Consider the following 25,821-nt stretch of genomic DNA (forward strand, 5'->3'; position numbering starts at 1 on the left):
ATGGGGGGCTGAAAGTGCGCGAGCCGAGGCGGTTAGCGCCTTGGCAAGCCTTTGGGCGGACCTTACATTCGCTCCAGGGTACCCCGTTTCGCCGATCCCCTTGGTCGCGCCGCCCGAAAGGCAAGTGATGAACCCGAATTACCGGAATTTCGCCCTCTGGGTCATCATCGTGATGCTCCTCCTGGCGCTGTTCACGATGTTCCAGAACCCGGGCCAGCGCTCGGGCACCAACGAGATTTCGTTCAGCCAGCTTTTGGGCGACGTCGATAAATCGGTGGTTTCGTCCATCGTGATCGAGGGTCCGAATATTACCGGTACCTATACCGATGGCCGGACCTTCTCGACCTATTCGCCGAACGATCCGAACCTCGTCGAGCGCCTGTACAATAAGGGCGTCGGCATCACCGCCCGCCCGCCGCAGGACAATGTGCCGTGGTTCGTCAGCCTGCTTCTGTCCTGGCTGCCCTTCATTGCTCTCATCGGCGTCTGGGTGTTCCTCAGCCGTCAGATGCAGGGCGGCGCCGGCAAGGCGATGGGCTTCGGCAAATCGAAGGCCAAGCTCCTCACCGAAGCGCATGGCCGTGTGACGTTCGAAGACGTCGCAGGCGTCGATGAAGCGAAAGACGACCTCACCGAGATCGTCGAATTTTTGCGCGACCCGCAGAAATTCCAGCGCCTCGGCGGCCGCATTCCGCGCGGCGTTCTGCTCGTCGGTCCTCCCGGCACCGGTAAAACGCTGATCGCGCGCGCGGTCGCGGGCGAAGCCAATGTGCCCTTCTTCACGATCTCGGGTTCCGACTTCGTCGAAATGTTTGTCGGCGTCGGCGCAAGCCGCGTCCGCGATATGTTCGAACAGGCGAAGAAGAATGCGCCGTGCATCATCTTCATCGACGAAATCGACGCGGTCGGACGTCATCGCGGCGCCGGTCTCGGCGGCGGCAATGACGAGCGCGAACAGACGCTCAACCAGTTGCTGGTCGAGATGGACGGCTTCGAGGCGAATGAAGGCATCATCATCATCGCCGCGACCAACCGTCCGGACGTTCTGGATCCGGCGCTCCTGCGTCCGGGCCGCTTCGACCGTCAGGTCGTCGTCCCGAACCCGGACGTGACGGGCCGCGAAAAGATTCTGCGCGTGCATGTGCGCAAGGTTCCGCTTGCCCCCGACGTCAATCTCAAGACGGTGGCGCGTGGCACTCCGGGCTTCTCGGGCGCCGATCTGATGAATCTCGTCAACGAAGCAGCTCTCATGGCGGCGCGGCGCTCAAAGCGCATGGTGACGCAGCAGGAGTTCGAAGACGCAAAAGACAAGATCATGATGGGTGCCGAGCGCAGAACGCTCGTCATGACGGAGCAGGAAAAGCTGCTCACGGCCTATCATGAAGGCGGCCACGCCATTGTCGCGCTCAACGTTCCGGCGACCGATCCCGTCCACAAGGCGACGATCATCCCGCGCGGCCGTGCGCTCGGCATGGTCATGCAGCTGCCCGAACGCGACAAGCTGTCGATGAGTTATGAGCAGATGACCTCGCGTCTGGCCATTCTGATGGGCGGCCGCGTTGCGGAAGAGGAAGTGTTCGGCGCCGACAAGGTGACCTCCGGCGCATCCTCCGACATCCAGCAGGCGACCAAGCTCGCCCGCGCGATGGTTACGCAATGGGGCTTCTCATCCGAGCTCGGTACCGTGATGTATGGCGACAATCAGGAAGAAGTCTTCCTCGGCTACAGCATGGGCAAGACGCAGACGATCTCGGAAGAGACCGCCCGCAAGATCGACGCCGAGGTGAAGCGTCTCGTCGAAACAGGTTACGCCACGGCGCGGAAAATCCTGACCGACAAGCGCGAACAGCTCGAAGCGCTCGCCAAGGGCCTGCTCGAATACGAAACGCTCTCGGGCGACGAGATCGTGGGGCTTCTCGCTGGCAAGCCGCCGGTGCGCGAAAGCGCCGACGATCCGCCGGCGCCGCGCGGTTCGGCGGTGCCGAGCACGGGCAAATCGCCCAAGCCGCGGCACAAGCCCGATGGTGGGCTCGAGCCGCAACCTTCGGCCTAAAACAAAAACGGAAAGCCCAGCTCCTAAGCTGGGCTTTTTGCTTTGGGGGGCAGCACGCGCGCCGGATTGCCGGCGACGGTCGCACCTTCGGGCACATCGCGGGTGACCACTGCGCCCGCGCCGATGATCGCGTCGTCGCCGACGGTGATGCCCGGCAGGATGATCGCTCCGCCGCCGATCCATACATTGCGCCCGATCTTCACCGGCTTGCCCCATTCGATGCCGGTCTCGCGCTCACGCGGATCGCGCGGATGGTCGGCCGTCAGGATCTGGACGTTCGGCCCGATCTGCGTCTCGTCGCCGATCTCGATTACGCCGACATCGAGCAGGACGCAGCCGAAATTCAGAAAGACCCCTTTGCCGAGGCGGATATTGGAGCCGTAATCGACATAGACCGGCGAGCGTACGGTCGTGCCGTGGCCGGTTTTGCCGAACAGCTCGGTCATCGCGGCCCGCCGTTCCTCTCTCTTTATCGCCGGGATGGCGTTATAGGCATCCATCAGAATGCGGCGCTGCCGCTGCTCGTCTCCCAGGGCCGCATCCGTGCGATAGGGCTCTCCGGCCAGCATTTTCTCTTTTTCCGTCTTCAACATAGCTCTCCGAGTTCAGCCTCATGCTTAACGAAAGCTGTAACCTGCGCACACGATTTTTGAACGCGTGAGCCGTCATAATGGGTTAAAACAGCCCTCGAACGGGGACAGGCATGGCGCGCAAATATTTCGGCACGGACGGCATTCGCGGCCGCGCGAACGGGGTCATCACGCCCGATCTCGCCCTCAGGGTGGGCATGGCGGCCGGCGTTGTCTTCAACCGTGGCGACCATCGCCACCGGGTCGTCATCGGCAAGGACACGCGGCTGTCCGGCTATATGATCGAAACCGCGCTTGTTTCCGGCTTCACCTCGGTCGGCATGGATGTGCTGCAGCTCGGCCCGATGCCGACGCCGGCTGTCGCGATGCTGACGCGCTCGATGCGCGCCGATCTCGGCGTGATGATTTCCGCCTCGCATAACCCCTACGACGATAACGGTATCAAGCTGTTCGGACCGGACGGCTACAAGCTGTCGGACGAGGTCGAGCTTGAGATCGAAAACCTGATCGATAGCGATCTGTCGAAAAAGCTCGCCAAATCCCCCGATCTCGGCCGTGCCAAGCGCATCGACGGCGTTCACGACCGCTACATCGAATTTGCAAAACGCACGCTCTCCCGCAATCTCGATTTCGAAGGCCTGCGTGTCGTCATCGACTGCGCCAACGGGGCTGCGTATCGCGTTGCACCCGCCGCCCTCTGGGAACTCGGCGCCGATGTCATTGCCATCGGGGATCAGCCCGACGGCTTCAACATCAACAAGGATGGCGGCTCGACCGCGCCGCACGCGCTTGCGACCAAGGTCAAGGAAATGCGCGCCGATATCGGCATCGCCCTCGATGGCGATGCCGACCGCGTTATCATCGTCGACGAGAAGGGTCATGTGGTCGACGGCGATCAGTTGATGGCGGTGATCGCTCAAAGCTGGAAGGAAGAGGGACGTCTTTCCAAACCCGGCATCGTTGCGACCGTGATGTCCAATCTCGGCCTTGAGCGTTTCCTGAAAGATATCGGCCTTGATCTTGTGCGTACGCCAGTCGGCGACCGCTACGTTTCCGAGGCCATGCGCGAGCAGGGCTATAATCTCGGCGGCGAACAGTCCGGACATATCATCATGTCCGACCATACGACGACGGGCGACGGGCTTCTCGCCGCCTTCCAGATGCTCGCCTTCCTGAAAAAGCTCGGCCGGCCGGCGTCCGAAGCCTGCCACCGCTTCGAGCCGCTGCCGCAGATTCTGAAGAATATGCGCATGCGTCCCGGCAGCACGCCGGACAAGGCGCAGATGACGAAGATCGTAGCCGATGCCGAAAAGCGGCTGGGGGCGGGGGGACGTATTCTTGTGCGGCCGTCCGGCACCGAGCCCGTTATCCGCGTGATGGCGGAAGGCGATGACCGCGCACTCGTCGAGACCGTGGTCGACGATGTCATTGGCGCGCTCAGCGCCTCGGCGGCCTGATCTTAACTTTTCGTCAACCCGTATTTACAAGCGATTAATGCCGCGATGCGTGTGCGCAACATGCTGTCGCGTATGTGCAAATTAATCAATGTAAATGTTAAGGTTAATCGGCCTTTAAGCTTTAGCGCTGATAGTCCCTTCCATTCGGGTGGGGGCGGCTTTGTTGCCGCGCCTTTAGTTTCTCTTGGAAGGGGACGAGCATGTTTAGGCTCAATCTCATCTCGGCTGCAGCCGTTGCTGTAGTCCTGGCGACGGGCGCAAAAGCGGCGGATATGCCGGTGATGTACGAACCGGAGCCGGTTGAATATCGCAGCTGGTATCTGCGCGGCGATATCGGCGCCAGCCATCAGGTCGTCGGCGATTTCTCGAGCCCATACTGGGATGAACTCGCGGGCCTCGACAGCAACGTATTTCTCCTCGACGACGATTTTGAAGCGTCCTTCTTCTTCGTCGCCGGTATCGGCTACAAGATAAACGACTGGTTCCGTGTCGACGTCACCGGCGAGTACCGCTTCGAGTCGGACTTCCACGGTCTCGACAATTACGACGAAGCGCCGTCGGACGGCATTATTGACGGCAGCAACCAGTATACGGGCACCAAGGAAGAGGCGGTCTTCCTCTTCAACGCCTATCTCGACCTGCCGTCCTATGGGCGCATGACGCCTTATGTCGGCGCTGGCGTCGGCGCGGCCTGGCTTAAAATGTCGGATTTCACCGATTATAACCCGACCGAGGACGCGACCGGCCTCAGCGGCGATGTCGATACCTGGAACTTCGCTTATGCCCTTTATGCGGGCCTCGCCTTCGAGGTTACCGAGCAGCTGACCTTTGATGTCGGCTATCGCTACCTTTATCTCGGCGATATCGAGACCGACGATCTCTTGACGCCGCTCGGCGGCAACGATGAGTTCAACCCTTTCAATTTCGAGGACGTCGCCTCGCACGACATCAAAGTCGGCCTGCGCTACATGTTCTACTGAGGGCGGTTTCCTGTCGAATTTTAAGCGCCCGGCGGCCTCCGCCGGGCGCTTTTCGTTTACACAACCGCCAGGCCGGGGCTGGAAAACTAGAAGTTTTCTTGACTTAGGGGCCGCCATCCGTATTTTGGCCAGTGGGACACCCCTCCCCAACGAGGGGCTTTCTATCTGGAAGGATAGACGGATGGCACATGATATGCCCGGCAGCAGGCCGGCGAATCCGCGGTTTTCTTGCGGACCCTGCACCAAACGACCGGGCTGGAGCCTGGATGTCCTCAAGGACGCCCCCCTCGGTCGCTCTCATCGCGCAAAAATCGGCAAATCGCGCCTCAAGCTGGCGATCGATCTGACGCGCGAAATCCTCGAAATTCCCGCCGACTACCGGGTGGCCATCGTTCCGGCCTCCGATACCGGCGCTGTCGAAATGGCGCTCTGGTCGCTCCTCGGTGAGCGCGGCGTCGATGTTCTCGCCTGGGAAGCCTTTTCGGCCGATTGGGTGATCGATGTCACCGAACAGCTTCAGCTCGACGATGTGCGGGTGATGACCGCCGATTACGGCCACCTGCCGGATCTCAGCAAAGTCGATTGCGACCGCGACGTTGTCTTCCCCTGGAACGGCACGACCTCGGGCGTGCGCGTGCCGAACGCCGACTGGATCCCGGCCGACCGCGAGGGCCTGACGATCTGTGACGGCACTTCGGCCGCCTTCGCCCAGGACCTGGATTGGTCCAAGCTCGATGTCACGACCTTCTCCTGGCAGAAGGTGATGGGCGGGGAAGCTGCGCACGGCATGCTGGTGCTGTCGCCGCGCGCTGTCGCCCGTCTCGAAAGCTACAAGCCGGCTTGGCCGATGCCGAAGCTTTTCCGCATGACGAAGAATGGCAAGCTGCTCGAAGCCCTGTTCGAAGGCGAGACGGTCAATACGCCGTCCATGCTCGCGGTCGAGGACTATATCGACACGCTGAACTGGGCCAAATCGATCGGCGGTCTCGATGCGCTGCAGCGGCGCGCCGACGACAATTGCAAGGTTCTCACCGATTGGGTCGCGAAAACCCCGTGGGTCGATTTCCTCGCGGTCGAACCGGCGAACCGTTCCAACACGTCGATCTGCCTCATGATCGTCGATCCGGCTGTCACCAGCCGCCCGGCGGAAATCCAGGCCGAGTTCGCCAAGAACATCGCAGCGACACTCGAGATCGAAAAGGCGGCCTACGATATCAATTCGTATCGTGACGCTCCGGCCGGCCTCCGCATCTGGACGGGTTCGACCGTCGAGACGAAGGATCTCGAAGTTCTGACCGAATGGCTCGACTGGGCGTTTGTGCGGGCCAAAGCCGGACTGGCAAAGGCGGCGTGAGATAATGGCCCCGCGGGTCCTGATCTCCGACAAGATCTCTCCCGCCTCGGTCAAAATCTTTACCGACCGGGGTGTCGAGGTCGACTACCAGCCCGATCTCGGCAAGGATCGCGATGCGCTGGCCGCCATCATCGGCCAGTATGACGGGCTCGCCATACGTTCGGCGACGAAAGTCACGTCGAAGGTTCTCGCGCAGGCGGGCAATCTCAAAGTCATCGGCCGCGCCGGCATCGGTGTCGACAATGTCGATATTCCGGCGGCAACGCAGCGCGGCGTGATCGTCATGAACACGCCGTTCGGCAATTCGATCACCACCGCCGAACATGCGATTGCGCTTCTGCTCGCGCTGTCGCGCGAGATTCCCGCAGCTGATCAAAGTACCCAGGCCGGCAAATGGGAGAAGACGCGCTTTCTCGGCGTTGAAATCACCGGCAAAACGCTCGGCCTGATCGGCTGCGGCAATATCGGATCGATCGTCTCCGACCGCGCGCTCGGCCTTCGCATGAAGGTCATCGCCTTCGATCCGTTCCTGTCGCACGAGCGGGCGCAGGATCTTGGTGTCGAAAAAGTCGAACTCGACGATCTTCTGGGGCGTGCCGATTTCATAACTTTGCACACGCCGCTGACCGAGAAGACGAAGAACATCGTCTCGGCCACGGCGCTGAACAAAACCAAAAAGGGCGTGCGCATCATAAATTGCGCACGCGGCGGTCTTGTCGATGAAGCGGCTCTACGTGTTGCGCTCGACTCGGGCCATGTTGCCGGCGCGGCGTTCGACGTGTTTTCGACCGAGCCCGCGACCGAAAATCCGCTGTTTGGTCATCCGCATGTGATCTGCACGCCGCATCTCGGCGCCTCCACCATGGAAGCGCAGGAGAACGTTGCGCTGCAGATCGCCGAGCAGATGTCGGATTATCTGACGCGCGGCGCGATCACCAATGCCGTGAATTTCCCGTCGATCACCGCGGAAGAAGCGCCGAAACTCCGTCCCTTCATCACGCTTGCCGAAAAACTCGGCTCGTTTGCCGGGCAGCTCACCGAAACCGGCATCACTTCGGTGCGCATTACCTGTCAGGGTGAAGTTGCGCATATGAACACGCGTGCGCTCACTTCGGCCGCGATTGCCGGTCTCCTGCGTCCGATGCTCGCCGATATCAATGTTGTCTCGGCGCCGAGCGTTGCGAAAGAGCGTGGCATCGTCATCGAAGAGACGACGAGCGAAGCGGACAGCGATTACGATGCGCTGGTGACGCTCACCGTCATTACCGAAAAGCTGGAGCGCACCGTTTCCGGCACGGTGTTCGGCGACGGCAAGCCGCGCATTGTCGAGATCAAGGGCATCAAGGTCGATGCCGAATTTGCGCCGTCGATGATCTATGTGGCGAATGAGGACAAGCCGGGCTTTGTCGGCAGCTTCGCCAGCCTTCTCGGCGAGGCCGGCGTCAATATCGCGACCTTCGCGCTCGGCCGCCTGTCGCAGGGGGGCGATGCCATCGCGCTCGTGCAGATCGACGGCACCGTCTCGGATGCGGTGATGGACAAAGTGCGCAAGCTTCCGCAGGTGCGGATGGCAAAGCCGCTGGCGTTCTGAGTTTTAAGAAAAGCGCCGTCCGGCTTCGAGCGTCAGGCCCGTTCCGACCGATCCGAAAATATCGCCTTCGACAATCTTCGTACCTGGGAGCTTGACGGCAATCGCCGCGCGCACATGCACAAGCTTTGTCGAGCCGCCGGTGAGAAACAGCGCGTCGATCTTGTCCGCCGAAAGACCGGCGTGATCGAGACAGGTTTTGATGCGCGCGCCGATGGCATCCGCCAAGGCAGATGTGCCGCGCGCCAAATCGTCCTGCGTCATGCCGACGGCAAAGCCCGCTTCTAGCCAATCGAGCGCGATTTCGGTTTCCGGTTCGTCCGACAGCGCAATCTTCGCCGCCTCGACCTGGCCGGCGAGCGCATGGCCGCGCCTCTCTTCGGCGAGCTTGATCAGCCGCGCGATCAGATGCGGTTCGGCTGCTTCTTTTTCGACATCGTGCAGCTGGCGGATCAGTTTCGGATCGTAGAGCCGGTTGATCGAGTGCCAGGTTGCGAGATCGTGGAAATAGCCGTTCGGCACGCCAAGCCCGTCGCGTTTCATCTCGCTGCCGAAGCCGAACAGCGGCATCAGTTTCTCAAGGCTGAGCTTGCGGTCGAAATCGGTGCCGCCGATGCGCACGCCGTCATTGGCGAGAATATCGTGGGCGCGGTCGGGCTTTGCCCGGCGGTCGGGGCCGAGCCGCACAATGGAAAAGTCGGATGTGCCGCCGCCAATATCGGCGATCAGCGCGATCTCTTCATGCGTGACGCGCTGTTCGTAATCGAGCGCCGCTGCAATCGGCTCATACTGAAACAGCACATGTTTGAAGCCGATCTCTTTGGCGATCTTCTTCAGCGCGTCTTCGGCCTTTTTGTCGCCGGTCTCATCGCCATCGACGAAATGCACCGGGCGTCCATGCACGACGGCGGTCAGCTCATGGCCGATCTCTTTTTCGGCGCGCGCTTTGACGATGCGAAGATAGTCGGCGATGACGCGGCGGAAGGGCGCGCGTTCGCGGCCGAGCACCGTGCGCTCATCGATCAAAGACGAGCCCAGCACGGATTTGATGCTGCGCATCAGACGTCCGTCGACGCCGTCGATATAAGCGGCGATGGCGGCGCGGCCGATCTCGGGTATGCGAACCGGACTGTAGAAGATGGCGCTCGGGATCGTGACGTTCCCGTCCTCAAGCGCAACAAGTTTCGGTGCGCCGGCATCCGATGTGCCGAGCGTCGTGTTGGATGTTCCGAAATCCAGACCGCAGGCGCTCAAAGCGCGGCCCCTTTCGGCCGCCGCGTCGCGACAAAAACGCCGCCGAGCACGAGCGCAAAGCCCAGCGCGTGGAAAATCTGCGGCTGTTCGCCGAGGAACAGGATTGCGATCACGGATCCGAAAACCGGCATGAGATGGAAGAACGGGCTGGCGCGGTTGGGGCCGATGAGTTCGACGCTGCGGACAAAGAACATATAGGCGATGAGCGAAGGGAACACGGCGACATAAGCGAGCACCGCAAGCGACGATGCTGTGACGTGGACGCGGTATCCGGCAAAAAATTCGCCGGCCGCAAAAGGCAGAAGCAGGATCGCGCCGCCAATAATGGTGGTGGCGAGAAACGATATCTGCGCCATCGCCGGGCGGGCGCGGATCAAAGCCGCGTAGAGCCCGTAAAGAACGAGGGCGGCGAAGGTGAGAATATCGCCGGGGTTCAGCTTGAGCTGAGCCAGATGGGCAAAGTCGCCGCGCGTGATGATGACGAGAACGCCGGTCAGCGAGGTCATGATGCCGAGAAACTGGGCAGGGCTGAGCTTGTCGCCCCACAGGCCCCAGCCCCAGAGCGCGATCAGGAGCGGCCCCGTCGACTGGACGAGGAGGGCATTGAGCGCCTCAGTATAGCCGAGACCCCAATACGCCAATGCGTTGTATCCGGCGATGCCGGTGGCCGAGAGGGCCGTCATAAGTAGAAGGTGAGACCGGATGACCGGCCAATCGGCCTTCAGAGCCTTCCAGGCGAAGGGAAGGACGACGAGCGTCGCCCCGAACCAGCGCAGAAAGGCGAGGGTGAGGGGCGGAATATCCGGCGCCGCAAAGCGCCCCAGAACGATATTTATGGCCCAGAATAAGGAGGTCAGGGTCAGAAGCAGATAGGGCCGGTCCATGAGGCCGGCAGACCCTTTGCGATTCTCGGACATGAGGAGACAGGTGCCCCCAAAAAGCCCTGGCGGCAAGCTGGTCCAATGTCTTGCCACCCCCCATCCGATCCTTTACCACCCTTGAAAGCCCGGGCCCCGCCAGGGCTTTTTTCACGTCGGAGCATAGAAAATCTGATGGCCAATGTGGTCGTGGTCGGCGCCCAGTGGGGCGACGAGGGCAAAGGCAAGATCGTCGACTGGCTGTCGGAAAAAGCGGATGTCGTGGTCCGTTTCCAGGGCGGTCACAATGCAGGCCACACGCTCGTCATCAACGGCACGACTTACAAGCTCAGCCTTTTGCCCTCGGGCATTGTCCGCGAGGGCAAATTGTCGGTTATCGGCAATGGCGTCGTCATCGATCCGCACGCCTTTATCGCCGAAGCCGCGCGTCTCGAAGAGCAGGGCGTCAAGGTCTCGCGCGATAATCTGCGCATCGCCGACAACGCCACTTTGATTCTGTCGCTGCACCGCGAACTCGACGCGCTGCGCGAGGATGCGGCGGCGGCTTCGGGCACCAAGATCGGCACGACCAAGCGCGGCATCGGTCCCGCTTACGAAGACAAAGCCGGACGGCGCGCCATTCGGGTCAAGGATCTCGACGATCCGCAAATGCTGCCGGGCAAGATCGATCGGCTTCTCGTCCATCACAACGCGATCCGCCGCGGCCTCGACCTTCCGGAAATTTCCGCCGACGCGGTGCTGAACGAATTGATGTCGGCGGCGCCAAAAATCCTGCCTTTCATGGACGCGACCTGGGATCTGCTCGAAGACAAACGCAGAGCCGGCGCGCGCATCCTGTTCGAGGGCGCGCAAGGGGCGCTGCTCGATGTCGATCACGGCACCTATCCTTACGTCACCTCGTCCAACACGGTCGCCGGCGCGGCCGCGACGGGATCGGGCCTTGGCCCGAAATCGATCGGCTTCGTGCTCGGCATCGCTAAGGCCTATACGACGCGCGTCGGCGAGGGGCCGTTCCCGACCGAACTCTTTGACGAGATCGGCAAGACGATCGGCGAGCGCGGCCGCGAATTCGGCACCGTCACAGGTCGCCCGCGCCGCTGCGGCTGGTTCGACTCGGTGACCGTGCGGCAAACCGTGCGGACCTCCGGTATCGACGGCATCGCTTTGACCAAACTCGATATTCTGGACGGCTTCGACGAGATCAAAGTCTGCACCCACTATCTTCTCGACGGCAAAAAGATCGACCGCCTGCCGGCCAGCCAGGGTGAGCAGGCGAGGGTCCAGGCGGTCTACGAGACCATCGAGGGCTGGAAACAATCGAGTCAGGGTGCGCGGTCTTGGGCAGACCTCCCGGCTCAGGCTGTGAAATATGTCCGCCGCATTGAGGAATTGATCGGGTGCCCCGTGACGTTATTGTCCACGAGCCCCGAACGAGAAGACACAATTCTTGTCCAAGACCCGTTCCAGGACTAACTCTTTGACGAGGATGGGTGCAAAAGACCCGCCCTCACTGTTACAACAGACGATATGGCTGATTATTATCCCGTATTGACGCGTGCGATTAGTGGGCTCGATCCGAACACGGCGGAGACCCGCCGGGGCGTTTATGAGCGCGCGCGACAGGCCATCGTCAAACAGCTGCGCGGCTATGATCCGCCCCTGTCCGAGAGCGAGATCACCAAAGAGCGGCTCAATCTCGAAGAGGCGGTCCGCCGGATCGAGGCGGAGCATCGCGCCCAGCAGAATGCCACCGCCGCTCAGAACGCCGCCGGCGCGCCGAACCCTGAACCGCCTCCGCTGACCGCAGCACCGTCTCCAATGGCGCCCAATCCGGCGCGCCCGCCGTCCGCGCCGCCAGCTTCTCCGCCGCCGCCTTCATCGGCGAGGCCCCCGGCGCCGCCGCAGCGCATGACCGGCGGCGAGGGATTGCAGCAGGTGCATGCGGCTGCCGCGGCCGCGGCCTCCTTGGGCGCTGCGACAGCGAACGCCCAGGTCAGCGCCAATACAACGCGCGCCGCTTTCGACGGCCCAAATCCCAATGGGCTTCCGCCGACGTCACGCGTCGAGCCGAATTTCCGCTCCGGCCTTGCCGGCGATCGCCTGCCGCCTGGAATGGATGCTGGCGATCTCAATCCCAATCTGCGCGAGCCTGAAGAGGAAGAAGCGCCGCCGCGGCGCGGCGGCGTCGGCAGTCTGATCGCGGTCGTCCTGCTGCTGGCGATCGGCGTCGGTGGTTTCCTGATGCGCGATCAGATCATGCCGCTGCTGGGTCTTGATTCCGGCGACACGGTCGAAGTGTCGTCCGACGGGCCGAAGAGCGTCGACCGCGTCGGCGGATCCGAGACCGTGCCCGGCACGATCGCGCGCGAAGAGACGCCGCCCGCTATTGCCGTTGCGCCGACCGAAGCGCCGCCCGCCGAGACCCCGCCGGTCACGACCATGCCGCCGGCCGTTGCCGGTTCGCAGCGCGCCATTCTTTATGATGAAGCGCCCGACAAGCAGGGCGGACAGGCCTCGAGCGGCGCCGTGATGTGGCGCACCGAGCCCAAGCCCGATGCTCCCTCCGAGCTTCAGCTTATCGGAGATATCAGCATTCCCGACCGACAGCTGAAAGCGACGTTCACGCTGACGCGCAATCTCGACAATACGCTGCCGGCGAGCCATGTGATCGAAGTCGGCTTCACGCTGCCGCCCGATTTCAACAATGTCGGCGTCGGCAATGTGCCCGGCATCCTCTTCAAGAAGAGCGAAGAGGAGGGCGGCTCGCCGCTCAAGGGCATGTCGGTGAAGGTGACGAAGAATCTGTTCTGGATCGGGCTGGAAGCAACGCCCGCCGACCGCGCCCAGAATATCGACGCCATCCGCTCGCGCGGCTGGGTCGACATTCCGATCCTCTACGACAACGGACGCCGTGCCGTGCTGACGATCGAGAAGGGGCCTGTGGGCGAACAGGCATTCGAGGCGGCGTTCGCCGCCTGGGATACGACGCCGGCAGTTGCTCTGCCGCCGGCGCGCTAATTCCGAAGTTTTAAGAAGATAACTTTTCCGAAGATTTCAGGCGGCGCCGGCTTCGACGGCCGAAATCTGCTCGCGCACCGCCTGCTGCACCTTTTCGAACGCGCGGACTTCGATCTGGCGGACGCGTTCGCGCGAGACGCCGAACTCTTCCGACAGTTCTTCGAGCGTGATTGGTTCCTCGGAGAGCTTGCGCGCTTCGAAGATGCGGCGTTCGCGATCGTTCAGCACCGCCATTGCGCGCTTGAGCGCCGTGCGGCGGTTGTCGAGTTCTTCGCTCTCGGCGAGGATCGTTTCCTGGCTGTCACTGTCATCGACCAGCCAATCCTGCCATTCGGACGAATCGAGCTCATCGCCGCGCAGCGGCGCGTTGAGCGAGGCATCGCCCGACAGGCGGCGGTTCATCGACACGACATCGTCTTCGGTAACGCCGAGACGCTTGGCGATCACCTTGACCTGATCGGGACGCAAGTCCCCATCTTCCAGCGCCGAGATCTGGCTTTTGGCCTTGCGCAGGTTGAAGAACAGCTTCTTCTGGTTCGCGGTCGTGCCCATTTTCACGAGCGACCACGAGCGCAGGATGTATTCCTGGATCGCGGCACGGATCCACCACATCGCATAGGTCGCGAGGCGGAAGCCCTTATCGGGCTCGAAGCGTTTGACGGCCTGCATCAGGCCGACATTGCCTTCGGAGATCACTTCGCCGATCGGCAGGCCATAGCCGCGATAGCCCATCGCGATCTTCGCGACGAGACGCAGATGGCTCGTGACAAGCTTATGCGCGGCGTCCGGATCGCCGTGTTCACGCCAGCGTTTGGCCAGCATGAATTCCTCGTTGGGCTCCAGCATTGGAAAACGCCGGATGTCATCGAGGTAGTGGCTAAGGCCGCTATCGGAAGCAATTGTCGGAAGCGCTGCACGCGCCATTTTCTACCTTCCCCGTCGGTCCCCTGAGAGCAGGACCGCATCTGGCCGCGAAAAAGCGCCGGCCATCGCTTCCCTATATAGGCAGAGTTCACTGTGGCGATAAGGGGGCGCTGTACTCACAGGGCCGTGAGGTTACAGAGAGTTTAGAAACCGCTTTAAGAGAGGTTTTGCAGGCTTTCGACAAGTTGTCGCAGATCATCGGGGAGGTCGCTGTCAAAGCTTAAGATTTCGCCGGAGGCAGGGTGCTCGAAAGCCAGATGCGCAGCATGCAGCGCCTGGCGGTCCAGGGCCTCCAAGCGATCCCGCGCAAGCTCCGACAAATGCTTGGATTTTGTCTTGTAGCCGGTGCCGTAGAGCGGATCCCCCAGAACCGGATGGCCGATATGCGCCATATGCACACGGATCTGATGGGTGCGGCCGGTTTCCAGCGTGCAGCGGATGAGGCTGGCGACCGGTGCTTTCGGCGGGCCGTAGCTTTCAATCAGCTCCCAATGGGTGACGGCTTCGCGGCCCTTCCCGGGCTTGGACACATGCATCTTTTCACGGTTGCGCGGATCGCGGTCGATCGGTGCATCCACCGTCGCGTGCGGGCGCAGCGGCACGCCCCAGACGAGGGCGTAATAGGCGCGTTCGAGATCGCCGGTGCGGCCATGATCGGCAAACTGGTTGGCGAGATGGCGGTGCGTCTTGTCGTTCTTGGCGGCGACGAGAAGCCCCGACGTGTCCTTGTCGAGCCGGTGCACGATGCCCGGACGCTCCACTCCGCCAATGCCTGACAGGCTGCCTTTGCAATGGTGGAGAAGGGCGTTGACCAAAGTGCCCGTCCAGTTGCCGGCACCCTGATGGACGACGAGCCCGGCGGGCTTGTCGATGACGATGAGATCGTCGTCCTCGAAGACGATGTTGAGCGGGATGTCCTCCGCCTCCGGCAGAGCGGGCTCCGGCGGGGGCACTTCGATGGTGACGGCTTCGCCCCCCAAAACCTTCTTGCCGGGATCGTCGGCTAACCTTCCGCCGAGGCTTACCTTGCCCGCGCGCACCAGCGCCTGTATCCGGGTGCGCGAGAGATCGGGCAGGGCTGCGGCCAGCGCACGGTCCAGCCTCTCGCCGCCGGCTTCAGTCGGCAGCGTCACTTCGAGAGTTTCGGCAGTTTCAGGATCGGGCATGACCAACAGCGTCGAAGACAAGGACGATGAACTCAATCCGGCTCAGGCCCGGATTGTGCGGCGCATGCGCCTGTTCGTCGGGATTTCGACCGCCACGATGGCGCTCGGGTTTCTGCTCGTCATGTCGGTGATCGTATGGCGTCTCGTCAAGCACGAGCCGGGCGCGGCGGTGGCCTCCGGCGGCGAGCTTCGCGCCGTGCTGCCCATCGGCAAGGGCCAGCGCATCACCGATACGACCTCGGACGGCAAGAGCCTGTTCGTCACGGTCGAGAGCGATAACGGCATTCAGTCGATCCTTGTGTTCGATGCCGGCAATCTTGCCTATCGCGGCAAAATCGAGAGTCTGACGCCCGCGCCGTAAAGCCCGGGTAAGGACGGCGTCAGCCGTTCGCGTGGACATGGGTCAGAAGATTGTCCCTGAGGCGCGCCACCGCTTTCTGCAGCGTGCGGAATTCTTCGGGAGACAGCCCGGCCGCTTCAATGAGGTTGTTTCGGCCGCCTTTTTCGCGCAATTCGCGCCCGGCCTCCGTCAGGCTGACGATCACCTGACGCTCATCGGCTGCATCGCGCCGGCGGCGCACAAAGCCAAGCTCTTCGAGCTTTTTGAGGATCGGCGTCAGCGTGTTCGATTCCAGGAACAGCTTTTCGCCGAGCGCTTTGACCGTCTGATGGTCTTCCTGCCAGAGCGCGACGATGGCGATCCACTGGGTGTAGGTGATCCCGAGCTTGTCGAGGACCTCCTTATAGGCACGGCCGAAAGCAAGGTTCGCCGAATAGACGGCAAAGCACAGAAAGTCGTCGAGGCCGGGCTGGCTCGAGGCGGGGCTAAGTTTGGCGGCCATGGTCATGGGTCCATCGGATAAGGGCTAGGCCCTATATAAATCGTATCCGATTAAATCGGAAGGGCTTGACTCAGGCCTCAGGCCGGTCTATTTGCATCGTATCCGAATAAATCGGATACGATCTAAATAGATGGAGACGATCATGAGCGACAAGGTTCTTTATTCCGGCAAGACCCGCACCACCGGCCGCAAGGACGGCGCTTCGAAGAGCGCCGACGGCTTCCTCGACATCAAACTGCCCGAGCCGCATCCGGCGGCCGAAAACCTGTTCGGCGCCGCCTGGTCGGCCTGTTATATCGGCGCGCTTGAACTCTCGGCCCAGCAGAAGAAGGTGAAACTGCCGGAAAGCCCGCGGGTCGATGCTGAAATCGACCTTCTGCGCGGCGACAGCGGCTTCTTCCTGCGGGCCCGTTTCAACGTTCAGATCCCGGGCATCGATCGCGCGACGGCCGAAGAACTGACCGAACTTGCCCATCAGGTCTGCCCGTATTCGAAGGCGGTTCACGGCAATATCGAAGTTCAGACCAATGTGGTCGAAGCCGAGCCCGTGCTCGTCTGACCTCTCCGCGTCCGGGCGCTCCTGATGGGGCGCCCGGCCCGCGCTTGGTTTTGGCCTTGCAGGTGTGGGGAGCGGCCTTTATGAGAAGCGCCTCGCGCCCTTCCTGCTTTTTGGGTGCGCCCGCGCTCCCTTCGTCTAGCGGTCTAGGACGTCGCCCTCTCACGGCGAAAACAGGGGTTCGAGTCCCCTAGGGAGCGCCAATCTCATCCCGCTATTGGATCACGCCGCCATCTCCGAACGGGCAATTGCCGATCGAGCCGATCGTGCTGTCGGAATAGTACTTCCATTCCGTATCGACCCACGGACCGTTGCCGGTGCCGAAGGGCGACCATCTCCAGAACGACCATTCGTAGAGCAGGCCGCCGCAGCAGCCCTGATATTTGTAGCGGAAGGGCGACCAGCTGAAGCGCGTGCGCCATGGGCGGAAATCGTAATGGTAGCGGGTCTTCTGGCTGGTCTTCCGGCAGGGATAGGGCACGACCCAGGCCCAGCAGACACCCCAGGACGTCACCGTGACCGTCTCTCTTACTCCGCAAACCATGCTCGCCTCCCACGCTCACCACCCGCTACAGGCTATTAGGGTGCCGGCAGTAGATGCAACTTTAGATATATTAAGGCGGAGATAGCAGCTTTAAGTTCCGTATGGCGGCGAGGCGGCTTTCGGTCCTTTGCCTTCCCCGGTTGTGTAACCAAGCGTTTACGCTGTTTTTATCCCTAGCGCCTATACCGGTCTGCGGACTGGGGGCTCCAATGAAGTTCAGCACGACATCCAAGATCGCTTGCGCGGTTCTGATCGCCGGGGTCATCGCCACGGCCGCAACCAGCTACATGGCTCTGCGAACGCTGAAAATCGGCAGTCCTCTCTACGCGCAGATCATTCTCGGCAAGGACCTTCTGGCCGATATCCTGCCGCCGCCCGAATACATCATCGAATCCTATCTCGAAGCGACGCTCGCCTTTCAGGACCCCGCGACCGCCGACGCGCGCAGCAAACGCATCGCCGTGCTGAAGGGCGAATACGATACGCGCCACGCCTATTGGATTCCGCAGGAGTTCGACGACGCCATTCGCGACACGCTGATCGTCGGCGCGCATGGTCCCGCCGTGCAGTTCTATGACCTGGCGGAAAAGGAGTTCTTCCCGGCACTCGCCAAGGGCGATATGGGCGCGGCGACGGTCGCCTATAAGGGCATGTCCGAGGCCTATGCCGCCCACCGCGCCAAGATCGACGAGATCGTCAAATCCGGCACCGCTTTCGTCGCCGCGACCGAAGAACGTTCGCACGAATACAATACCTTCACGATGGCCGCCGTCTTCGGCATTTCGGCCCTGATGCTGAGCCTCGTCCTCGGCGCCGCCTGGGTGCTGATCCGCGGATTCGCCGCGCCGCTGACGCGCATTTCGCAAGGCGTGCGTTCGCTCGCCGACGGCAATTTCGACATCGTCCTGCCGGGCCTCGGCCGTAAGGACGAAATCGGCGAGATCGCTTCGGCCGTCGAAATCTTCAAGTCGAAGGCGATCGACCGCGCCAAGGCCGATGCCGAACTCAAACAGTCGGAATCCACACGTGCCGCCACTGCGCATAAGCAGGAAATGATGCGCCTCGGCGACCAGTTCCAGGCAACCGCCGGCACGATCGTCGACAAGGTTCTGGAAGCCTCGACGCGTCTCGAAGCGACGGCCAAGGAACTTGCCGGACATTCGGAGACGACCGAGCGGCTGTCGGGCATCGTCGCTGCGGCCTCCGAGGAAACCTCGGCAAACGTGCAGGGCGTTGCGTCCGCATCGCAGCAGCTCTCCTCGACCGTCGCACAGATCGGGGCGCAGGTGCAGGAAAGCACAAGAATGGCGCAAGCCGCCGTCGAGCAGGCCTCGAAGACGCAAGAATGCGTCGCCGAGCTTTCGCAATCGGCGGAGCGGATCGGCAATGTCGTTGATCTCATCGACACCATCGCCAGCCAGACCAATCTTCTGGCGCTGAACGCCACCATTGAGGCCGCGCGCGCCGGCGAAGCCGGCAAAGGCTTTGCGGTGGTCGCGCAGGAAGTCAAAGCACTCGCCTCGCAGACCGGTCAGGCGACGAGCCAGATTGCGGCGCAGATCACCTCGATGCAGGGCGCGACGAGCGATGCGGTCGCCGCCATTGAAGGCATCACCTCGACCATCGGCAAATTGTCGGAATATGTCGGCGCCATTGCCAGCGCGGTGGAGGAGCAGGGTGCGACGACGCGTGAAATCACCCGCAGTGTCGGCGAAGCCGCCAAAGGCACGGCGCAGGTGGCGTCCAGCATTTCGGAAGTGAACACCGGCGCGACCGAAACCGGCGCCGCCTCCGGCGAAGTTCTGTCGTCCGCACAGTCTCTGTCCCGCGACAGCAGCGAGCTCAAGGTCGAGATGGAGAAGTTCCTCTCCATCGTGCGCTCGGCCTAAAGACCGATTTGGCGTCTCCCGGGCGGGGGAGACGCCAAATGGCCATACCGGACACTCAGATAACGATATCCGAGCGTCCGAGAAGATCCTGCTTCGTCATGATGTTTGTCAGCGCGCCAAGGCCGCTGCCGAGAATTTCCACCCGGTCGCCTTCATTGAGAAACACCGGCGGCGTGCGCGCATTGCCGACGCCTGCGGGCGTTCCGGTCAGAAGGATTTCGCCGGCATTGACCGTCATGCCGAAGGAGAGCTCGGCGATGAGTTCGGTCAGCGGAAAGGCCATCAGATCGGCGGTCTTGTCCTGCATGATTTCGCCGTTGAGCACGCATTGCAGGCGCACTTTCGGCAGATCGATCTCGTCAGCGGTGACGATCCACGGGCCGATCGGCATTGTTTTGTCGATGCTCTTGCCCTTCAGCCACTGGCCGCCATGGCGGCGCTGCAGATCGCGCTGCGAGACATCGTTCGCGAGGCAATAGCCGAACACATGGTCCATCGCCTCGCTATGCGGGATGCTGCGGCCGGTTTTGCCGAACACAGCGACGATCTCGGCTTCGTAATCCCACTTCTTCGAGATGCCGGTATCGAAGGCGATCGGATCGGTCGGCCCGATCACGGTTGAAGGCGAGCGGGTGAAGAAGGTCGGCGCGGTGGGGCGCTCGACTTCCTGACCTTCGCGGCGGCCGATACCTTCCTCGAAATGATCCCAATAATTCCAGCCCGTGCACAAGACATCGCGGCGGAAACGGCCGATGGGCGAGAGCAATCTCGTGCCGGCAAGCGAGATCGTTTCCGCGTCGCGGGCGTCGAGAAGTTTCTTCGCCGCGGCAAGCGCGTCCTTGCCGCCTTCGATAACGTCGACGACATCCGAATGCTGTGCCGGCAACAGAACGCCTTCGCTCTCGCCGCGCACAAGGCCGACGCGGATCTCGTTCCTGTGAGACAGACGAAAGAACTTCATGACATCGCCTTGCGTAAAATCAGATGAGCGCCGGGTAGGCGCCGCCGTCGAGATGGATATTCATGCCGGTGACAAAGCCGGAATGCGCGCTGCAGAAGAAGGCGCATACCGCGCCGAACTCGGCGGGCGCGCCGAACCGTCCGGCCGGGATGGTGCCCTCGAGTTTTTTGCGCGCCTGTTCCGCCGTGATGCCTTCGAGCTTCACAAGACGCTCGACCATGAATTTCTGGCGGTCGGTGTCCAGACGCTCGGGCAGGAGATTGTTGACCGTCACGTTGAACTTCGCGACGTCGAGCGACAGACCCTTCATCACCGCGGTGAGGCCGGCGCGCGGACCCGACGACAGCGCCTGATGCGAGCGCGGCGTCGTCACCATGGCCGAGGTGATGTTGATGATGCGGCCGAAACGGCGCTCCTGCATGGCGGGCAGAACGCGCTGCGTCAGCATCAGCGGCGCGATCATTGTGGCTTCGAGCCCTGCGACCCAATCCTCATGGTTCGTTTCCATGAGCTTCTTCGGCGAGGGGCCGGCGAGATTGTTGATCAGGATGTCGGGCGAGGCGCAGGCGGCGAGCAGCGCCTCGCGGCCTTCCACTGTTGTGATGTCGGCGCGCACCGCGGTTACTTTGACGGAAGGAAATCGGGCGCGGATCTCCGCCGCCGTCTTCTCCAGCGTCTCGGCATTGATGCCGTTGATCGTGACGTTCACGCCTTCGGCGGCGAGCGCTTCGGCGCAGGCGCGGCCAAGGCCGCGGCTGGAGGCGCAGACAAGCGCGTTTTTGCCGGCAATGTTCAGGTCCATCGGTCACATCCTGCTTTTCGTGATGCGCAGGCGGATGGAAAGAAAATCCATCCGCCTGCGCCGCGTGATCAGTCTCGCTTCAGGTTCTTCATGACATGCGCCGCAGCTTCGCCGCGGGTACAGATCCAGACGTCCGGATGCGCCTTCGAAATCTTGATCATCTCTTCATAGACCCAGGCGCCGGCCGGACGGCCGAAGACATGGGCGTGGATCGACACGTCCTGCTTTTCGACCTCATCCTTGTGTTCGGTGAGATAGTTCAGCGTGTCCTGGAAGATCTCGAGCATGGCGCGCGGCGGGTTGCCGTAGCGGATGTGCAGCGGGAAATCGTTGACTTCCATCGAGGTCGGCATCGCGACGATCTCGTGGCCGTTGGGATAGCGGATCACATAAGGAAGATCTTCGTTGAGATAATCGCCGTGCCATTTGAAACCGTATTCGGCGAGAAGACGGTTCGTGATCGCGCTCGGCGTTGCGCGCGGCGAGATCCAGCTTTCGGTGCGCACGCCGCACGCTTTCTCGATGGTATCGATCGAGCGCTGGATGTTTTCGCGTTCTTCTTCTTCGGTCAGATAGACCGGCACAATGTCCATGGCGTAGGAGTGGGCGACAATCTCGTGGCCGGCTTCGGCAACGCGGCGCACGGCATCCGGCCAGCGCTCGGCGATGACGCCGCTGACGAGAACGCTGGCTTTGACGTCATGACGTTCCATGATGCGCAACACGCGGTCGATGCCGCGGCGGGCGCCGTATTCGGCCCACAGATGCGCATTGCTGTCGAAGAAGCCGGCTTTCAGCGGATTGCCCATCGGGCCGATGGCAGGCGTTTTGCCGTCCGACCAGCCCTCGAACGCAACCTTCAGCATGACGGCGATGCGCTTGCCGCCGGGCCAACGGAAGTCGTGGCCGGGCACGAATTCCTTGGGTTTCGTTTGATCACTCATAATCGTCTCCTTGATGTGTGCATGTACGAAAGGCGGGGACCGGGGATCCGATCAATCCTCCTCCTTGAAGATTTCCTCGCGCCGCTTGCCGATGGCCGGAAGCACGGTCAGAACGAGCAGGACCGCGGCTGCAAACAGCAGCCCGGCCGAAATCGGGTTTTGCAGAAGAACGAGCGGATCGCCGCGCGAATAGAGCATGGCGCGCCGGAGATGCTCTTCGAGAAGCGGGCCGAGCACGAAGCCGAACAGAAGCGGTGAGGGATCGCAGCGCAGTTTGCTGAGCACGTATCCGACAACGCCGAAGCCGATCATGATGTAGACGTCGAGGAAGGTGTTGTTGACGCTGTAAACGCCGATGCAGCAGAAGACGATGATCGCCGGATACATGAAGTGATAGGGGATGCGCAGCAACTTCACCCAGATGCCGATCAGCGGCAGATTGAGGACAACGAGCATCAGATTGCCGATCCACATCGAGAAGATCAGGCCCCAGAAGAGATCGGGACGCAGCGTCACGACATTCGGCCCGGGCTGAATGCCCTGAATGATCAGCGCGCCGACCATGAGCGCCATGGTCGAATTCGACGGAATGCCGAGCGTCAGCATCGGAATGAACGAGGTCTGCGCCGCGGCATTGTTGGCGCTTTCGGGACCGGCAACGCCCTCGATGGCGCCGTGACCGAATTCCGATTTGTAGCGCGAGACCTTCTTTTCGAGTGCGTAGGACGAGAAGGAGGAGAGCGTTGCGCCGCCGCCGGGCAGAATGCCGAGCAGGGAGCCGAGCGCCGTGCCGCGCAGAACCGGCGCAATGACGCGCCTGAACTCTTCGCGGTTCAGCATCAGGCGGCTCACCGGATAGACATTGCGGCGGCCGGTGCGCATCTGATCGAGATTGCGCATGACTTCGGCAAGGCCGAACAGGCCCATGGCAATCGCAACGAAGTTCAGGCCGTCGCTGAGCTCGAACGAGCCATAAGTGAAGCGCGCGGCTCCCGTATAGATGTCGCGGCCCGTCACGCCGAGAAGAAGCCCGACGGTGAGCATTGCGAGCGCGTTGACGACCGAGCCCGAGGCGAGCGCCACGGAGGCGATGAGGCCGAGCACGATCAGCGCGAAATAATCGCCGGAATTGAATTGCAGCGCGAAGGCGGCGAGCGGCGGCGCGAACAGGATGACGACGCAGGTTGCGACCGTGCCGGCAAAGAACGAACCCAAAGCCGCGGTTGCGAGCGCCGGACCGGCGCGGCCTTGCGCCGCCATTTTGTGGCCGTCGATGGCGGTGACGACGGAGGATGTTTCGCCCGGCAGATTGAGCAGGATCGCGGTCGTCGAGCCGCCATATTGCGCGCCGTAGAAAATGCCGGCGAGCATGATCAGCGAGGGAACAGCGTCGAGATTGAAAGTCAGCGGCAGAAGCATCGCGATGGTGGCGACCGGACCGATGCCAGGCAGAACGCCGATCAGCGTGCCGAGCGTTGTGCCGATAAGGCAGTACATAAGGTTCTCCGGCGTGACCGCCGTCGAGAAGCCGAGAGACAGATGCGCCCAGATGTCCATGTTTCCTCAGCCCCCGTAATTCATGCCGAAGAGCGGCACGGGGAGCCCGATGCCCCAATGGAAAACGCCGACGCAGAACAGGACGAGGAAGGCGGTGAGCAGAAGTGTCGGGACGGGCCGCGCCAGCGGGCTTGCATAGGCTGCGATGACGACGACGGCGGCAAGGCCAGGCACGAGGCCGAGATATTTGGTGACGAAGACGAAGGCGAGAACGGCGATGACGATCATGCCGACGCCGCGCCAGCCGATGGCGTCGAGCGGCTCGCCGTCGAACCGCAATCCGCCGATGATGGCGAGGATGCCAAGAAAGGCGAGACCGGTCTCCAGCATCAGCGGAAACATGCCTGGGCCCATGCGGAACAGCGAGCCCGTATCGAGCTCATAGCCCTGCCAGTAATGCAGCGCGGCGACGGCCAGAAAAATCAGGCCGCACAGCACACGGTTCCAGTCACGAACGATCATCAGACATCTCCGGGTTTCCGGCGGCGCTTTGGTGCGCCGCCGGAATGCATGGTCGAAGGCGGGCGGTTTGACCCGCCCGTCCATACGATTACTGCATCTTGATTCCGGCCAGCTTCACGGCATCCGCCCAGAGCGGGATTTCCGATTTCAGATAGGCCGTGAATTCCGCCGGCGTGCTGGACTTCGCCATCAGGCCGCGCTTTTCGAGATCGGCCTTCACATCCGGCATGGCCAGAATTTCGGAAACTTCCTTGTGAAGCTTTTCGATGATCTCGGGCTTCACATCGGCGCGGGCGACAAGTCCGTACCAGGAGAGCTGCGTGAAGTTGACGCCGGATTCCTTCAGCGTCGGGACATTCGGCAGCTGCGGATTGCGCTCGGCGCTGGCAACGGCAAGACCGGTCGCCTGTCCCGAGTCGATATACGGCTTGGCCGAGACCGGCGACTGGAAGACGAGCTGCGACTGGTTGGAGACAACAGCGAGCGCGGCCGGCGAGCCGCCGTCATACGGAATGTGCACGATGTCGATGCCGGTGATGGCGGCAAAGCGCGAGGCTGCGAAATGTCCGCCGCTGCCGATGCCGGCAGATGCGTAGTTCAGCGTGCCCGGAGCCTTCTTCGCCGCGGCGATGAGATCATCGACCGTCTTGAAGCCGAGCGTCGGATTGGTGATCAGCACCACGGCCGAGGAGGCGAGGAGCGAGATCGGCGCGAAATCCTTCACCGGATCGTAGGGCAGCTTGGCGAACATCGAAACAGCCGCCGCCATGTTGCCGTCATGGCCCATAGCAATCGTGTAGCCGTCGGCGGGCGCCGCCTTCAGCAGTTCGAGCGCCGGAACGCCGCCGCCGCCGGTTTTGTTTTCGACAACGACCTGCTGCCCGAGACGGGCGCTCATCTTGTCGCCGATCAGACGGGCCATGATGTCGGCCGGGCCGCCCGGAGCGTAAGGCACGATGAGCCGGATCGGCCGGCTCGGATAGGTCTCGGCCGATGCGCTGCCGGCGAAGCCGGCACTCATAGCCAGGACGGCAGCAAGAGCCGCCACTGAGTTCTTGATCATCAATTCCTCCCGAATGCCGGTTCTTCATTTTTTACGGGCGAACAGGCACGCCCGGCCGATGAACAGGAAGATAGTCCTCCTGAAAAACATCGATCTATTTATTTGATGATCAAAATAATCGATCTTGTCAAACGCGACGAGAGCTACTTTCGGCCGAACTCAGGGGGAGGTCCTGTCCGGTGTCGGTCTCGAGCCGTTCTTCGACAAGATGAGCGGTCTTCCAGAAATGATTGTTCAGGAGTTCGACGGCTTCATCGGCATCGCGGCGCACAGTGGCGTCGGCGATCTGCTCATGCTCGTCATCGCTGCGCGGGTGATGCGCCGCCGAGAGACGCGCGACGAGACGATAGCGTTCGGCGAGATCGAACAGCTGGGCGCAGAATTCGATCAGCCAGCGCGAACCGCAGGCGGACAGAAGGCTTTCGTGAAAATCGCGATGCACTTCGTGCCAGGCGGGATCGCGCGTCGTCTTGCCTTTGAGTTTTGTCAGGCGATGGCCGAGCAAAAGCACGCGCTCTTCCCAGGCCTGATTGCCGTTTTCGATCGAGGCGCGCAGACCCGTCTCGTTGAGCCAGCAGCGCGTCTTGGTCAGCTCGTGCAGATCCTTGATCGTCAGCGGCGCGATCTGCAGGCGGCGCGTGTCGCTCTGCAGGATGAGGCGCTCGGCGATGATGCGGTTCAAAGCTTCCCGCATGGGGCTGAGGCCGACCTCGAACCGGTCGCAGAGATCGCGAATGGTCACGCGGCTGCCGGGCTGAAGCGCACCCGTCATGATGTCCTCGCGCAGGCGCGAATAGACAGCAGTTACAGGACCTTTCGGGATTTCGATCTCGGTCAATGTCGTCTCTGCTCCAGCGGGCCAGCCGCGAATTATCTAGATTATTATGCCCATATCGACCATATGATCGACTATTTTCTACATAGACCCCGATTCAACGC

At 62.1% G+C, this 25,821-nt stretch carries 24 protein-coding genes and 1 tRNA gene; 11 read left to right on the forward strand and 14 right to left on the reverse strand.

Annotation, left to right across the window (positions count from 1 at the left end):
* Positions 1-127 precede the first annotated feature (127 nt).
* A complete protein-coding gene (ftsH, locus tag IZ6_RS03180; protein WP_222876569.1) occupies positions 128-2,053 on the forward strand; it encodes an ATP-dependent zinc metalloprotease FtsH in 1,926 nt (641 codons plus the stop codon).
* Positions 2,054-2,076: 23 nt separating this feature from the next.
* Here ftsH and IZ6_RS03185 read toward each other — a convergent pair whose 3' ends face one another.
* On the reverse strand, positions 2,077-2,646 hold the full coding sequence (locus tag IZ6_RS03185) for a sugar O-acetyltransferase (protein WP_222876570.1): 570 nt from the start codon (positions 2,644-2,646) through the stop codon (positions 2,077-2,079).
* Positions 2,647-2,756: 110 nt separating this feature from the next.
* On the opposite strand from IZ6_RS03185, the gene glmM reads away from it, so the two are divergent.
* The 4 genes from glmM to serA all read left to right on the forward strand — a co-directional run bounded on the left by glmM (position 2,757) and on the right by serA (position 8,025).
* Positions 2,757-4,100: a phosphoglucosamine mutase gene (gene glmM, locus IZ6_RS03190; protein ID WP_222876571.1), complete on the forward strand. Its 1,344-nt coding sequence runs from the start codon at positions 2,757-2,759 to the stop codon at positions 4,098-4,100.
* 200 nt (positions 4,101-4,300) lie between these two features.
* The gene (locus IZ6_RS03195) at positions 4,301-5,080 is read left to right on the forward strand and encodes an outer membrane protein (protein ID WP_222876572.1); all 780 of its coding nucleotides are present in this window, start codon (positions 4,301-4,303) and stop codon (positions 5,078-5,080) included.
* Positions 5,081-5,261: 181 nt separating this feature from the next.
* Positions 5,262-6,434, forward strand: coding sequence for a phosphoserine transaminase (locus IZ6_RS03200; protein ID WP_222876573.1), 1,173 nt, complete (start codon positions 5,262-5,264; stop codon positions 6,432-6,434).
* Between the two features lies 1 nt (position 6,435).
* Positions 6,436-8,025: a phosphoglycerate dehydrogenase gene (gene serA, locus IZ6_RS03205; protein WP_222877527.1), complete on the forward strand. Its 1,590-nt coding sequence runs from the start codon at positions 6,436-6,438 to the stop codon at positions 8,023-8,025.
* 3 nt (positions 8,026-8,028) lie between these two features.
* Here the strand turns inward: serA and IZ6_RS03210 are convergent, their stop codons facing one another.
* Both IZ6_RS03210 and IZ6_RS03215 read right to left on the reverse strand, forming a co-directional pair.
* Positions 8,029-9,276, reverse strand: a complete 1,248-nt coding sequence (locus tag IZ6_RS03210) for an Hsp70 family protein (protein WP_222876574.1) — start codon at positions 9,274-9,276, stop codon at positions 8,029-8,031.
* A complete protein-coding gene (locus IZ6_RS03215; RefSeq protein ID WP_225873986.1) occupies positions 9,273-10,193 on the reverse strand; it encodes a DMT family transporter in 921 nt (306 codons plus the stop codon). Before IZ6_RS03215 ends, IZ6_RS03210 begins: the two co-directional genes overlap by 4 nt.
* 135 nt (positions 10,194-10,328) lie before the next feature.
* Between IZ6_RS03215 and IZ6_RS03220 the strand changes: the two genes are divergently transcribed.
* The gene (locus IZ6_RS03220; RefSeq protein ID WP_222876575.1) at positions 10,329-11,627 is read left to right on the forward strand and encodes an adenylosuccinate synthase; all 1,299 of its coding nucleotides are present in this window, start codon (positions 10,329-10,331) and stop codon (positions 11,625-11,627) included.
* Positions 11,628-11,681: 54 nt separating this feature from the next.
* A complete protein-coding gene (locus tag IZ6_RS03225) occupies positions 11,682-13,172 on the forward strand; it encodes a hypothetical protein (RefSeq protein WP_222876576.1) in 1,491 nt (496 codons plus the stop codon).
* Between the two features lie 36 nt (positions 13,173-13,208).
* On the opposite strand, the gene rpoH is transcribed toward IZ6_RS03225, so the two are convergent.
* A complete protein-coding gene (rpoH, locus tag IZ6_RS03230; RefSeq protein ID WP_222876577.1) occupies positions 13,209-14,096 on the reverse strand; it encodes an RNA polymerase sigma factor RpoH in 888 nt (295 codons plus the stop codon).
* A 155-nt stretch (positions 14,097-14,251) separates the two neighbouring features.
* Entirely contained in the window at positions 14,252-15,262 is a 1,011-nt protein-coding gene (locus IZ6_RS03235) for an RluA family pseudouridine synthase (RefSeq protein ID WP_222876578.1), read from the reverse strand.
* On the opposite strand from IZ6_RS03235, the gene IZ6_RS03240 reads away from it, so the two are divergent.
* Entirely contained in the window at positions 15,261-15,623 is a 363-nt protein-coding gene (locus tag IZ6_RS03240; protein ID WP_222876579.1) for a DUF6476 family protein, read from the forward strand. The genes IZ6_RS03235 and IZ6_RS03240 overlap by 2 nt on opposite strands.
* Positions 15,624-15,642: 19 nt before the next feature.
* Here IZ6_RS03240 and IZ6_RS03245 read toward each other — a convergent pair whose 3' ends face one another.
* A complete protein-coding gene (locus IZ6_RS03245) occupies positions 15,643-16,110 on the reverse strand; it encodes a MarR family winged helix-turn-helix transcriptional regulator (protein ID WP_420825568.1) in 468 nt (155 codons plus the stop codon).
* 136 nt (positions 16,111-16,246) lie between these two features.
* On the opposite strand from IZ6_RS03245, the gene IZ6_RS03250 reads away from it, so the two are divergent.
* Both IZ6_RS03250 and IZ6_RS03255 read left to right on the forward strand, forming a co-directional pair.
* Complete coding sequence (locus IZ6_RS03250) at positions 16,247-16,663, forward strand: Ohr family peroxiredoxin (RefSeq protein WP_222876581.1); 417 nt, start codon at positions 16,247-16,249, stop codon at positions 16,661-16,663.
* A gap of 124 nt (positions 16,664-16,787) precedes the next feature.
* Positions 16,788-16,863: transfer RNA gene (locus tag IZ6_RS03255), tRNA-Glu, on the forward strand.
* 11 nt (positions 16,864-16,874) lie between these two features.
* Here the strand turns inward: IZ6_RS03255 and IZ6_RS03260 are convergent.
* The gene (locus IZ6_RS03260; protein WP_222876582.1) at positions 16,875-17,174 is read right to left on the reverse strand and encodes a hypothetical protein; all 300 of its coding nucleotides are present in this window, start codon (positions 17,172-17,174) and stop codon (positions 16,875-16,877) included.
* A 239-nt stretch (positions 17,175-17,413) separates the two neighbouring features.
* Here IZ6_RS03260 and IZ6_RS03265 point away from each other — a divergent pair, with 239 nt between their 5' ends.
* Positions 17,414-19,093, forward strand: a complete 1,680-nt coding sequence (locus IZ6_RS03265; protein ID WP_222876583.1) for a methyl-accepting chemotaxis protein — start codon at positions 17,414-17,416, stop codon at positions 19,091-19,093.
* A gap of 55 nt (positions 19,094-19,148) precedes the next feature.
* Here the strand turns inward: IZ6_RS03265 and IZ6_RS03270 are convergent, their stop codons facing one another.
* The 7 genes from IZ6_RS03270 to IZ6_RS03300 form a co-directional block, all read right to left on the reverse strand.
* Positions 19,149-20,054: a fumarylacetoacetate hydrolase family protein gene (locus IZ6_RS03270; RefSeq protein WP_222876584.1), complete on the reverse strand. Its 906-nt coding sequence runs from the start codon at positions 20,052-20,054 to the stop codon at positions 19,149-19,151.
* A 19-nt stretch (positions 20,055-20,073) separates the two neighbouring features.
* Positions 20,074-20,856 carry an SDR family oxidoreductase gene (locus IZ6_RS03275; protein WP_222876585.1) on the reverse strand — a complete coding sequence of 261 codons (783 nt, stop codon included), beginning with the start codon at positions 20,854-20,856 and terminating at the stop codon, positions 20,074-20,076.
* Between the two features lie 68 nt (positions 20,857-20,924).
* Positions 20,925-21,800, reverse strand: coding sequence for a polysaccharide deacetylase family protein (locus tag IZ6_RS03280; protein ID WP_222876586.1), 876 nt, complete (start codon positions 21,798-21,800; stop codon positions 20,925-20,927).
* A 51-nt stretch (positions 21,801-21,851) separates the two neighbouring features.
* A complete protein-coding gene (locus tag IZ6_RS03285) occupies positions 21,852-23,357 on the reverse strand; it encodes a tripartite tricarboxylate transporter permease (protein WP_222876587.1) in 1,506 nt (501 codons plus the stop codon).
* Between the two features lie 6 nt (positions 23,358-23,363).
* Positions 23,364-23,819, reverse strand: coding sequence for a tripartite tricarboxylate transporter TctB family protein (locus IZ6_RS03290; RefSeq protein WP_222876588.1), 456 nt, complete (start codon positions 23,817-23,819; stop codon positions 23,364-23,366).
* A gap of 88 nt (positions 23,820-23,907) precedes the next feature.
* Positions 23,908-24,882, reverse strand: coding sequence for a Bug family tripartite tricarboxylate transporter substrate binding protein (locus tag IZ6_RS03295; RefSeq protein ID WP_222876589.1), 975 nt, complete (start codon positions 24,880-24,882; stop codon positions 23,908-23,910).
* Positions 24,883-25,009: 127 nt separating this feature from the next.
* On the reverse strand, positions 25,010-25,720 hold the full coding sequence (locus IZ6_RS03300) for a GntR family transcriptional regulator (protein ID WP_222876590.1): 711 nt from the start codon (positions 25,718-25,720) through the stop codon (positions 25,010-25,012).
* Positions 25,721-25,821: the final 101 nt, after the last annotated feature.

Source organism: Terrihabitans soli, from assembly GCF_014191545.1.
In the GTDB taxonomy this organism is placed as follows: domain Bacteria; phylum Pseudomonadota; class Alphaproteobacteria; order Rhizobiales; family Methylopilaceae; genus Flaviflagellibacter; species Flaviflagellibacter soli.